This is a genomic window from Marinobacter alexandrii, assembly GCA_039984955.1.
In the GTDB taxonomy this organism is placed as follows: Bacteria; Bacteroidota; Bacteroidia; order Cytophagales; family Cyclobacteriaceae; genus Ekhidna.
In genome coordinates this window covers 1-11872 of the sequence record JBDWTN010000008.1, presented here as the reverse complement: position 1 = coordinate 11872, position 11872 = coordinate 1, and the positions used below count along the sequence as shown (strand labels likewise).

Annotated in this window: 11 protein-coding genes; 6 read left to right on the top strand and 5 right to left on the bottom strand. The window is 38.0% G+C overall.

Translation table 11 applies throughout. From position 1 onward, the window contains the following. The first annotated feature begins 14 nt into the window (after positions 1 to 14). The gene (locus ABJQ32_20915) at positions 15 to 626 is read left to right on the top strand and encodes a hypothetical protein (protein MEP5292127.1); all 612 of its coding nucleotides are present in this window, start codon (positions 15 to 17) and stop codon (positions 624 to 626) included. A gap of 2 nt (positions 627 to 628) precedes the next feature. Here the strand turns inward: ABJQ32_20915 and ABJQ32_20910 are convergent, their stop codons facing one another. Beyond that, positions 629 to 823 (bottom strand): ATP-binding protein, encoded by a 195-nt coding sequence (locus ABJQ32_20910; protein MEP5292126.1) that lies wholly within the window; start codon positions 821 to 823, stop codon positions 629 to 631. 157 nt (positions 824 to 980) lie between these two features. Between ABJQ32_20910 and argF the strand changes: the two genes are divergently transcribed. The 3 genes from argF to argH are packed head-to-tail and all read left to right on the top strand — an operon-like array spanning position 981 to position 4533. Beyond that, positions 981 to 1967 carry an ornithine carbamoyltransferase gene (gene argF, locus ABJQ32_20905; protein MEP5292125.1) on the top strand — a complete coding sequence of 329 codons (987 nt, stop codon included), beginning with the start codon at positions 981 to 983 and terminating at the stop codon, positions 1965 to 1967. Continuing rightward, complete coding sequence (locus ABJQ32_20900) at positions 1967 to 3241, top strand: argininosuccinate synthase (GenBank protein ID MEP5292124.1); 1275 nt, start codon at positions 1967 to 1969, stop codon at positions 3239 to 3241. The genes argF and ABJQ32_20900 overlap by 1 nt, the downstream gene beginning before the upstream one ends. Then, on the top strand, positions 3238 to 4533 hold the full coding sequence (argH, locus tag ABJQ32_20895; protein MEP5292123.1) for an argininosuccinate lyase: 1296 nt from the start codon (positions 3238 to 3240) through the stop codon (positions 4531 to 4533). The genes ABJQ32_20900 and argH overlap by 4 nt, the downstream gene beginning before the upstream one ends. 1 nt (position 4534) lies before the next feature. Here the strand turns inward: argH and ABJQ32_20890 are convergent, their stop codons facing one another. Genes ABJQ32_20890 through ABJQ32_20880 form a run of 3 tightly spaced genes read right to left on the bottom strand, consistent with a single transcriptional unit; the run spans position 4535 to position 7262 of the window. Beyond that, positions 4535 to 4903 carry a response regulator gene (locus tag ABJQ32_20890; GenBank protein MEP5292122.1) on the bottom strand — a complete coding sequence of 123 codons (369 nt, stop codon included), beginning with the start codon at positions 4901 to 4903 and terminating at the stop codon, positions 4535 to 4537. Positions 4904 to 4962: 59 nt separating this feature from the next. Then, positions 4963 to 5337, bottom strand: coding sequence for a response regulator (locus ABJQ32_20885; GenBank protein MEP5292121.1), 375 nt, complete (start codon positions 5335 to 5337; stop codon positions 4963 to 4965). 5 nt (positions 5338 to 5342) lie between these two features. Beyond that, positions 5343 to 7262 (bottom strand): YfiR/HmsC family protein, encoded by a 1920-nt coding sequence (locus tag ABJQ32_20880; GenBank protein MEP5292120.1) that lies wholly within the window; start codon positions 7260 to 7262, stop codon positions 5343 to 5345. Between the two features lie 164 nt (positions 7263 to 7426). Between ABJQ32_20880 and dinB the strand changes: the two genes are divergently transcribed. Next, positions 7427 to 8608 (top strand): DNA polymerase IV, encoded by a 1182-nt coding sequence (gene dinB / locus ABJQ32_20875; protein MEP5292119.1) that lies wholly within the window; start codon positions 7427 to 7429, stop codon positions 8606 to 8608. Then, entirely contained in the window at positions 8608 to 11592 is a 2985-nt protein-coding gene (gene dnaE / locus ABJQ32_20870; GenBank protein ID MEP5292118.1) for a DNA polymerase III subunit alpha, read from the top strand. Before dinB ends, dnaE begins: the two co-directional genes overlap by 1 nt. A gap of 84 nt (positions 11593 to 11676) precedes the next feature. Here dnaE and ABJQ32_20865 read toward each other — a convergent pair. Beyond that, positions 11677 to 11872, bottom strand: a 196-nt coding sequence (locus tag ABJQ32_20865) for a SiaC family regulatory phosphoprotein (GenBank protein MEP5292117.1), incomplete at its 5' end; no start/stop codon positions are given.

Genomic DNA, 11872 nt, shown 5'->3' with positions numbered 1-11872 from the left:
TTCTATTTTCACGAATGATCCACCGATATCTTATTCTCGTCATTGGTTTAGTCTTGTTTTCTTGTTCTTCAGATTTTGATAATGAATGGAAGAGAATTCCATACGAAGGGACACATTTTTCAAAGCTGGTGGTTATGGGTTTGTCTCATGAGATTGAAACACGAAAATTTTATGAAAAAGAAGCCGTCACTCGACTTGAAACTTCTGGATTCCATGCCATTGAAGGCCTCACTATTTTCCCCCAAGAAGTAACTGAGCTCGATCACAATCAGGACAGTATCACCAGTCTTATTGAAAAAAACGATGTAGATGGAGTTTTGGTCATCAAGGTACTTCATGAAAACGATGACGAATACATGATGCCTGATGACTATAACAAATTCAAAAAACTATATTTTAGAAGGAGATCTTTTCATACCTATAATGCCAACTATTATGAACGTCCTGATAAGTATTTCATGATTGCTACTCTTTATGATTTAAAGGAAAAACATCGTGAAGACGAAGAAACGGTCATTTGGAGGGCGTCAAATACGATTATTAATCCCTCTGAAAATGTCACTGTTAAAAAGGAATTTATCGATGCTGTAGTGGAGCATATTACTGATCAACACTTGATAAAATAAAGCTATAAAGAAGGTAATTCCACAATAAAAGTAGCTCCTTTTGATGCATCTCTATCAAACCACACCTTACCTCCAATTTGTTCTGTGTAGCGTTTTACTAATGACAAGCCTAATCCTGTCGAGCTTTCCTCTCCAGTAGGTTTGGCGAACGGTCGTAAGAAATTAAAATAAAAATTCGGCCAATTGACACTGTACATTTTTATTTCTCAATATTTCTGTTACATCTTTGTAGCTCAAATGAACAAAGACAACACATATTCATTTATAAGGCGTTTCAGGCAAGGGTAATCCACACACCCATTTCTGACTAAACGTTCGTGTCTTTTTCTCATTTACTATTTCACATTTTTTTTAATGAAACACTTCCTGGAGGTTGGCAACCTATCAAAAGCCGAGTTTGAGTATGTACTCCAGTTGAGCTCGTACTTACACGAAACAAGCGAGGAACCCTTGCATCAAAAAACGATTCTTTTCTGCTTTGAGAAACCTTCACTGAGGACAAGGGTAGGCACAGAAGTAGCAATCAATCAATTAGGCGGCAAAGTCATTCATATTGATCCAATTGCTTTTTTAGGAGGTAAGATCCTTCATGCAAAGCCCATAGAAGGACATGATGAAAGAGAATCTCTCAAAGACACTGTACTCAATGTATCACAATGGTGTGATGCCATATTTGTCAGGGTCTTTGATCATCATACCTTACTCAAGCTTTGTCAACATTCCGAAATCCCAATAATTAATGCATTGTCAGACACACATCATCCAATGCAGGCACTTGCAGATTTCTTAACTATTAAACAAAAATATGGGGAAGAGAAAGTACCAATTTCTTTCATTGGAGATGCAAATAATGTTGCTAAATCACTAATAGAGGCAGGAATCATGCTTGGTTATCCAATGGGCTTCTCAGGTCCTGAAGAGTACGGCTGGAGTAATGAAATTCTTCAAAAATTCAATAATCTATGTGAAGAATATGAGGGATCTTTCACGAGCTATTCAAGCGCTAAAGAGGCAGCTACACATAGTAGAGTACTCTATGCGGACACTTTTGTATCTATGGGCGAAGAAGATGTTTACGATGAAAAGTTGAAATCATTTAGCGATTTCCAAATCAATGAATCGTTGATGAGTTTATGTCTAAATGACGCTGCGTTTATGCACTGCCTCCCTGCACACAGAGGAATTGAAGTAACTAACGGAGTAATGGATTCAGCACAATCGTTGATTTACGAGCAGGCCAAAAACAGAATGGTTGTGAGTAAAGGCCTCTTCTCTTTTCTAATTGAGAAGAAAGGAGAAATAGCGGAAGAGTCAATAAAACAAAACGAAATTTTAATCTAATGAATACAGAAAATATATATTTCAAGTCGGCCTCTCATGAAGCTGCAAAAGGCGAATTTGATACCTGCCTACTGCTCTATTCGGGAGGATTAGACACAAGCGTCATGCTGAAATGGATTCAAGAGCAGTATGAGTGTGATGTAATCGCACTTACTATTGATTTAGGACAAACTGCAGACGATATGCAAGCAATTAAAGAGAAAGCAATCTACTTAGGAGCAAAGGAGGCCATCATGATAGATGCGAAGGAAGATTTTGCTGAACTATGTGCTGAAGCTATTAAAGCGAATGCCGACTATCAGGGTGGGTATGCTTTAGGCTGCCCCTTAGGACGAGTGATGATCGCCAAAATAGCCATTGAGGTTGCAGAGCAGCACGGGTGTCAAGTAGTTGCTCATGGGTGCACCGGCAAAGGAAACGATCAGGTAAGATTTGAGGGGTATATGACCACACTCAATCCTTCTATCAAAACCATTGCACCTGTAAGAGAATGGGCTATGGGAAGAGAAGAAGAGATTGCCTATGCAGAAAAACATGGCATCCCTATTATCCAGAAAAAGGAAACTCCTTATTCTTATGATGAAAATATGTGGGCCAATACTGGTGAAGGAGGCGAGATCGAAAACCCTGCTTTAGTACCACCATTGGAGAAAATTCTCAAATGGTGCAAGACTCCAGAGCAAGCTCCAGACGAGTCAACAGAAATTATCATTTCATTTGAAAAGGGGGTTCCTACAGAGATCAATTATAAAGCTATGCCATTAACTGAGATCATCGAACACTTAAACGAAGTGGGCGGTGCGAACGGAGTTGGCTATTTCCATCTGGTAGAGGATAGAATTGTTGGACTCAAAGTTCGTGGTATCTATGAAAATCCAGCAGCACACATTCTCATTCAAGCCCATAAAAACCTTGAGCAATTAGTTTCCACTAGAGAGGAAAACGAATTTAAGACAATTATAGATCAAAAATGGGCTTACCTCTGCTATGGAGCCAAGTACTTTGAGCCCGTCATGGATAATCTTCGATCGTATATTGATGAGCAAAACAAGAAAGTAAATGGGTGGGTCAAGTTGAAACTATATAAAGGAAACTGTGAAGTTATTGCATTGGATTCCAGTTATTCATTGTTTGATCATAATCTGGCTACTTTCAATAAGTCTGCCGATTTCAATCAAGGAGCATCTCCAGGATTTATTGAATTATGGAATCTACCTCAGAAGACAGCCCATCAGGTGAAAAAGAGTAATGAACACAAAAAAGCTATTTCATGAGTAAAATTTGGAGCAAACAGGAGGGGCAAGAAAATGAATCAAGCTCTTGGCTAGAGGAATTCACTGTAGGAAATGATTATCTCTTGGACCAGCACCTTCTGCCCTATGATATTAGAGGTTCTCTCGCACATGCGAGAGGGCTTCTCAAAATCAATGTTTTATCAAAAGAGGAATTTGACGCCATTGAGTCAGCACTAGAAAAACTACTTGAACTTGATAAAACCAATGGATTTCCAATCGAGCAAAGGCACGAAGATATGCATACGGCTATCGAAGAATACCTTACCGAAGAATGTGGAGACGCAGGAAAGAAAATTCATACCGGGCGATCAAGAAATGATCAAGTTCTTTGTGCATTGAGGTTATATGAAAAAGATCAACTTGATCTTGCCTCATCAGCTATTGAAGACCTTACTAAACAGTTTATCTCATTTGCTGAAGAGTACCAATGGCAGCCTATGCCTGGCTACACTCATACACAACCAGCTATGGTATCGTCCGTTGGAATGTGGGCTGCTTCGTATGCAGAGATGCTCATCTCGAGTAAGGAAATTATCAATTTCACGCAAGAAACGATTGACTACTGTCCTCTGGGAACTGCGGCAGGTTATGGCGTAAACCTTGATTTGCCCCGTGAAGAAATCGCTGCTGAATTGGGCTTCAAAGCTCCAATGACCATCTCAATGACTGCTCAATTCTCCAGAGGAAGGTGGGAAGCTTCAATTGTACATGCCATTTCAACAGTGACTAGTATTTTATCCCAGCTTGCAAGCGATTTGATTCTCTTCTCTTCAAAAGAATTTGGTCTATTTAGCATCAGTGATGAGTTAACTACTGGTTCTTCCATAATGCCTCAAAAGAAAAATCTGGATGTAGCAGAATTGATGCGTGCAAAACATCAGCAGGTGATTGCTGAGCAACATAAATTACAGCAAATCACATCAAATCTGATTTCAGGATATCACAGAGATCTTCAATTGACGAAAGAACCAATCATTATTGCATTTTCTACTGGTCAATCTATGATTAGAGCCGCTTCTATGCTCATTAAAAATCTGAACATAAATACTGATATTTTGGAAAGCAAAATTTACCCTGAATTATATGCCGCTGATGAAGCTTACGAATTGGTGAAAAAGGGAATTCCTTTTAGAGAAGCATATAAGGAAATAGGAAATAATCTTGATAACCTGACAATGAAAGATACATCAGCACATATCAAGAAAAGCTCACATCTTGGATCTACAGGAAACTTAGGATTAGAGGTATTGAAAAAGAGACTTGATAAATAGCCTATATAGTACTAATTACTTCTTTGAGTCCTTGATACGTCCACGGTTTGTCAATGAATCTGTCGATCAAATTTTTCTCGATAGCCTCACTTACATCTCCTTCAGCTGCATAACCTGAGATCATTACCTTCTTAGGGACGGCAGGAATATTACTTCCTTCAAGTTCTTTTAAGAACTCCACGCCTGTCATAATAGGCATTCTTTGATCAGTGAAAACAAACTCTACATTGTTCTCTTTCAGGTAATCCAGAGCCTCTTGCGGATAAGTAGTTGTAAACACATCAAAATCTCTTTTGAACATTTCTCTGAACAAAATAAGATTTATCTCCTCATCATCCAGATAAACTACTGCGGGTTTACTCTCACTCATGTGTAATTGATTCAAGGTATAAAATTAATTCATCTAATATTAACTAACTCTTTTGAGCCCTAAGCAGCTCTATTGAGTAATAATTCTTTTAAATTTTGATAAGACCATGGCTTGCTAACGAAACTATCTATCAGTTTGGTTTCCAAAGCCTCATCTACTTCTCCTTCTTGCGTAAATCCAGAAATGATTACTTTCATTGGATCTGCTGAAACTCCCATTTCTCTCAATTCTTTGAGAAACTCCACGCCTGTCATCACTGGCATCAGTTGATCCGTCAATATATAGTCCAGGCTATTATTCTTCACATACTCAATCGCGTCTTCAGGAGATGTTGTTGTAAAAATTTCAAAATCTCTTTTAAACATCTCTTTAAAGAGAATAAGATTGATCTCTTCATCGTCTAGGTAGATCAGTGATGGTTTGAGTTCATTCATTATACTTAGCTTGCTAATGGTAGTTTAATTATAAATTCAGCCCCCTCAGTAGGCTTAGAATTAACCGAAATGGTTCCTCCATGTCTTTCAATAATTCCATACGTAATTGAAAGTCCTAAGCCTGTTCCCGCTCCCACTTTTTTGGTCGTATAAAATGGATCAAAAATTTTCAAAATTTCTTCTTTGCTCATACCAACACCATTATCCACTATTTTTACTTCTATTTCTTTTCCATTTGTATCTGTTACAATATTGATATTTCCTTTTCCTCCATTTTCATTCAAGGAATCAATTGAATTACTGATAATATTCAAGAACGCTTGACTTAATTGACCTTTAAATCCATCAACTTCCAATACTTCATCAGCAAAATTCTTCTCAATCTTTATCACATCTTTATGACGACTATTTAGTAGCAGTAAGGCTACATCAATATCATTGTGGATATCAATTTTCGTCTTCTTTTCAGTCTCAGACCTGGAAAAAATCCTTAGCCCCTTCACAATCTCAGTAGTTCGCTCTGCTCCAACCTGAATGCTATTGATCATTTGATCAATAACTAATTGAGCTTCATCATACCCTACCTCTTCACGTTGCTTAACTAAATCCTTAATGGACTTCTTTAAATCAGCTTCTTCTTCTTTTAGTTCGGTAACCTGTGAAATCACTGGTCTTATCTCAGAAAATTTATCACTCAAAACATGAATTCCAGAGTATACGAAATTTATCGCATTATTGATTTCGTGAGCAATACCTGCTGTCAGCACACCTAAAGAAGCCATCTTTTCAGATTGTACAAGTTGGGATTGTGTCTCCTTTAACTCTTCCACCAGTCTTCCTAAGTCTTCTTTTTGCTCAGCCAACTTTTTGGCTGCTTTCTTTCTCGCTCTGTAGGCAGTAAAAATCAGGAATGAAAAGCCGACCACAGCTACCAAGAATAGGACTAGAAAAACAAGTGCACTCTGCTGTGAATCAACCACAGTAGACATTTCTTCGAGTCTGCTCTCACGCTGAGCGATCTCATCATTCTGATCTGCAATACGTTTCTTTTGTTCATCAAGAATTTTGTTCCCTTCTGCTACATTATCTCTCTGCTCAGCAATCTCAGTTCCTAGAGTAAGTAGTTCAGCCTCTCGTGATTCCAATGTTTGAGTTAGGTCAATAAGTCTCTTCTCTGATTCAGCAAATTCAGCAGATAGACTATCAAGCACTTCACCTTGTTTCTTTATCTGATTCTGCCTTAAAGCAATTTCCATATCACGCTCCTGAATAAGTGATTGCTGTTGTCGATAAATACCAATTGCAGCTGCTACATCAAAACTCATTGAGTCAAATCTGGCTTGTGCCTGCTGTGTTCTAAGTTCCATTGATCTAATCGAATCACGAGCTTGTTTAAAAATCTTTGCCAGATCTATTTCACTACCCTTAAGATCTTGTATGCCTGACTTTACTTGTAGCCCTTGATAACTAATGTTAGCCCGATTATACTCGAGTGTCAACTCTCCTGACTTGGATGATAAAAAATTGACCATTACATCAAGTTGTTTATCATATTGATCCGTGATAAGTAATATTTCTTTACCACTAACTCTATCCAATAAGGTAGGTATAGTTGCATTATATTGATTGGCAACAAAGATCACATCCACTCCTTGAGGAGCAATTACATAACCGGTGAAACTAACAGCTACATCTCTCCCTGCTAGCTTTTGATTTTTACTCGTACTTCTGAAATGCTGCTTGAAGTCCTCATCAGTTGTAATGACGTGGATCTTGAATGGCGATTCTTTCTTTGGCCATTCAATGTTTTTGATTACTGAATAGGTAGATTCCACCATCTGCTTTTGTCGCTCAGTCTGAGCTACAGCGAGATGGCTTATCAGAAACGTTATAAATAAGAATAATATCTCTTTTTGAGTTTTCATTTATAGCACCGGTGGCAACTCGAAAGATAGTTATTTTAAGTGGGTTCATACAAGCAATTAGATAAGTCAGGCCCCTTAATAGACGAAAGTCCATTTAAGTCAGAAATACATTTTACTAAAAATATTAGTATTTTTGTTTTGTGATAAATTCATTTATTCTACACTTGGACTTAGACACATTTTTTGTGTCCGTAGAGCGATTAAGGGATAGCCGTTTAAATGGTAAACCTATCCTTATCGGTGGCTCAAGTGACCGTGGTGTAGTAGCTGCTTGTAGCTACGAAGCAAGGAAGTTTGGCGTTCACTCTGCCATGCCTATGAGATTAGCTATGCAGCTTTGTCCAGAAGCTACGATTATTAAAGGAAGTCATGCCGATTACACTAAATTTTCAATGGATGTTTCTGGAATCATAAAAGAAAAAGTTCCTGTTTTCGAAAAGACTTCTATAGATGAGTTTTATGCGGATCTCACAGGTATGGATCGTTTTTTTGGGTGTTACAAAATGGCTTCTGAACTAAGAGATCACGTAATATACCATACCGGACTACCAATTTCTTTTGGTCTTTCCATTAACAAGACAGTCTCTAAAGTAGCTACAGGTGAAGCTAAACCCAACAACAAAATATGGGTCAAATCTGGTAGCGAACGATCTTTTCTTGCTCCATTATCAGTAAAAAAAATACCCATGATCGGTAGTAAAACACAGCAAACACTCCGAGGGCTAGGTGTGAGAAAGGTTCAGACATTACAAGAAATGCCAAAAGATATGTTGGTCCAAATTTTTGGAAAAAATGGAGCTTCCATGTGGGAAAAAGCAAATGGAATTGATCGCTCACCGGTCATTCCTTATTCCGAAAGAAAGTCTATTTCTACGGAACAGACGTTCAATAAAGACACAACAGATATAAACAGATTAAAAAATATCATCCTCGCGATGACTGAACATCTGGCTTATCAATTGCGTGAAGAAAATAAACTTACTGCTTGTGTGGCTGTAAAAGTTCGCTATTCGGACTTCAATACATATACTCAGCAGATTCGTATTCCTTATACCTCCGCAGATCATATTCTCATTCCAAAGGTGACTGAACTATTTGATAAATTATACGACCGTAGACTACTCGTAAGATTAGTTGGTGTACGATTTAGCAGCTTAGTTCATGGTAACTACCAAATTAACCTATTTGAAGATTCGGGAGAGATCATCAATTTGTATCAAGAAATGGATTGGCTAAGAAAAAAACATGGAGATCGCTCCATCGTTCGAGCCAAAGCTTTAGGTGTCAATGCAATACGCACATTCAACCCATTCAAAGGAGATACGAGGGTTTCTAAGACTGAATGATGTATATCAATACACATACATATTACAGTTTCAAATATGGGACACTCTCTGAGGAAGATTTACTATCTAATGCTCGTGAATGTGGTATTAGCGAAATGGTATTAACGGATATTAATTCCACTGCCGGATGCTTAAACTTTGTTCGATTAGCTCCTGATTATGACATCCGACCCATTTTAGGGATCGATTTCAGAAATGGTGTCCAGCAAAAATTTATAGGGATAGCAAAAAATAATCAAGGGTTTCAAGAACTTAATGAATACCTCTCCTACCATTTACATGAAAAAATAGCATTCCCTGATAAAGCTCCAAAATTTAAAAATGCGTTTATCATCTACCCTTTTCCGTTTTCATCTAAAGATAAACTTCGGAAGAATGAATTTTTAGGCATTCGCCCTCAAGAAACCATAAAACTACCCTGGACTAAGTGGAAGAACTCCTTAGATAAGTTGGTGATTTTACAAACTGTTTCATTTAAAGATGGTGAAAAAAATAAGGTTCATTTCAATATGCATCGTCTACTTAGGAGCATTGATAATAACACCTTATTAAGTAAACTTTCAAAAGACGAGGAAGGCAGCCCTAACGATGTGATGTATCCGATTGGGAAGTTGTTTGAATCTTTTAAAGATTATCCTCAGATCATTGTCAACACTAAAAACATCTTAGAACAATGTTCTATTGAGTTTCTATTCAATGATATTGAAAATCATCAAAACCTGACAGTATACTCTACCTCTAAAGAAGAGGATATGGACAAAATCACCGAATTATGCTACGAAGGGCTTCCTTATCGCTATGGTAATACTCCCAGTCGGGAAATATTAGATCGATTGGATATGGAATTACAGATGATCAAGTCCAAGAAGTTCGTTTCATACTTTCTCATCAATTGGGATATTCTTGAGTATGCCCGGAGACAAGGTTATTACTATGTAGGAAGAGGAAGTGGTGCTAACAGTATTGTGGCGTATCTTCTTAGAATCACTGATGTAGACCCGGTTGAACTGGATCTGTATTTTGAGCGGTTTATTAATCTGTTTCGACAAAACCCTCCTGACTTTGATATTGATTTTTCATGGAAAGATCGAGACGACATCACCCGATATATTTTTGAACGGTTTGGAAAAGATAATCAGGTCTCGCTTCTAGCCACTTATAGTACTTTTCAAAATAGAGCGATCATCCGCGAGTTGGGGAAAGTATTTGGATTACCGCCTCAAGAAATTGAAAAGGTCGGCCAAACAGAAGAAAAAGATCTGGATCATATTGGTCAGTTGATACGTAGATATGGAGCGAGGCTAACCAACTTCCCCAGTCACCTAAGTATACATGCAGGAGGGATATTGATTGCTAATCGATCCATCCATTACTTCACAGCCACTTCATTACCTCCAAAAGGATATCCGGTTACTCATTTTGATATGATCATTGCGGAAGATGTAGGACTCTTCAAGTTTGATATTTTAAGCCAACGTGGACTAGGAAAGATCCGAGACTCGTTGGAAGTCATTAGCAAAAATTGTCCGGACGATCCTGAAGTAGATATTCACAATTTCAAGTCTTTCAAAGGTGATCCTAAACTGAATAATAAGCTTCAAAATGCTGATGCCATTGGATGCTTCTATATTGAATCTCCTGCCATGCGGATGCTCATGAAAAAACTGCAGGTGAATGAATACTTAGGGCTGGTAGCTGCCAGCTCCATCATCCGGCCCGGAGTTGCTAAATCTGGCATGATGCGGGAATATATTCTACGATATCGGCATGAAGAACGCCGAAAAGATGCACATCCAATTTTACAGGAGATTATGCCGGACACCTATGGTGTAATGGTCTATCAGGAAGATGTGATAAAAGTAGCTCACCTGTTTGCAAAACTTAATCTCGGTGAAGCTGACATGCTACGCCGAGGAATGTCTGGCAAGTATCGGTCGCGTGACGAATTTCAGAAAGTAAAGGATAAGTTTTTTATCAATTGTCAAGATATCGGTCACTCATACGAGCTTTCTGCAGATATTTGGCGCCAAATAGAAAGCTTTGCTGGCTATGCTTTTGCAAAAGGTCATTCGGCATCTTATGCTGTAGAAAGCTATCAAGCCCTTTATCTCAAAACATACTACCCGCTAGAATATATGGTGGCTGTGATCAACAACGGTGGTGGATTTTACAGACCAGAGTTTTATGTACATGAAGCTCGGATGAATGGAGCAGAGATAGAAGCTCCCTGTGTAAACCATAGTGAAAACTTAACAGTGATTTTTGGTAAAACCATATACCTGGGGCTTGGGATGGTTAAAGATTTGAATCGAAGTACGATTGAAGAAGTCATCCTTGAGCGAGAAAAAAATGGACAATTCCTGGACATCCATGATTTTATTCACCGAATGAATACATCGCTAGAGCAAATAAAGCTACTTGTTCGTATAGGAGCACTTCGAGAATTTGGCGTTAAGAAAGATATCTTATGGCAAGTACATTTTGCAATGGGGGCGGGAGTTAGTAAAGTAAGGAATGGTCTTTTTAAAGTACCTATCAAACAATGGGTTCTTCCTCCACTTCATTATGATAAGAGAGAAGATGCGTTAGATGAGATGGATTTACTTGGGTTTCCTCTATGCAGCCCATTCGATCTAGTGGAAACGAAAGAGATAGGAGCATTTTCAAAAGATTTGCCTCAACATCTAAATCAACATGTAACGATGTTTGGCTATTTGGTTACCATTAAAAACACTGGAACTACAAATGGAAAACGAATGAATTTTGGAACCTTCATTGATCGCGAAGGACAATTTATAGACACTGTCCACTTTCCTCCTTCTGCAGCACGATACCCTTTCCGTGGAAGAGGTATTTATTGTTTAGTTGGTAAGGTTGTAGAGGAGTTTGATTTCTATAGCCTAGAGATAACTCGTATGGAAAAAATCAACTACATCAATTTAGAAGATGAGTCAAAGGAGATGATACGAGCGGTGGCAAGGTAAAAAAGACAGCCTTTGTTAAAAGCTGCCTTACATACAAACAAAAAAACTACTACTTATTTTATTTAAAAATCATTGGGAATAATGTTAGAGGTATGAAATCTTAAATTTGAAATCGCACATCTCTGCTAGATCCATCCCTGTTTCTACCATTTCATTCTCATTATTTGAATTACAGCTCCAGTAGATTTTTACTGTCTTACCTTTTGAATGAGCTTCATTGAATCTTCTAATGATCTTGAATAGATAAGCTGCTGATGAGCTGTTGAATAGCTCGTATTTG

Bases quoted from the DNA above. Each gene is read 5' to 3' on its own strand.
- ABJQ32_20910 (MEP5292126.1), bottom strand. From the start codon at position 823: ATGTACAGTGTCAATTGGCCGAATTTTTATTTTAATTTCTTACGACCG.
- ABJQ32_20915 (MEP5292127.1), top strand. From the start codon at position 15: ATGATCCACCGATATCTTATTCTCGTCATTGGTTTAGTCTTGTTTTCT.
- ABJQ32_20885 (MEP5292121.1), bottom strand. From the start codon at position 5,337: ATGAATGAACTCAAACCATCACTGATCTACCTAGACGATGAAGAGATC.
- ABJQ32_20890 (MEP5292122.1), bottom strand. From the start codon at position 4,903: ATGAGTGAGAGTAAACCCGCAGTAGTTTATCTGGATGATGAGGAGATA.
- ABJQ32_20880 (MEP5292120.1), bottom strand. From the start codon at position 7,262: ATGAAAACTCAAAAAGAGATATTATTCTTATTTATAACGTTTCTGATA.
- dnaE (MEP5292118.1), top strand. From the start codon at position 8,608: ATGTATATCAATACACATACATATTACAGTTTCAAATATGGGACACTC.
- argH (MEP5292123.1), top strand. From the start codon at position 3,238: ATGAGTAAAATTTGGAGCAAACAGGAGGGGCAAGAAAATGAATCAAGC.
- ABJQ32_20900 (MEP5292124.1), top strand. From the start codon at position 1,967: ATGAATACAGAAAATATATATTTCAAGTCGGCCTCTCATGAAGCTGCA.
- argF (MEP5292125.1), top strand. From the start codon at position 981: ATGAAACACTTCCTGGAGGTTGGCAACCTATCAAAAGCCGAGTTTGAG.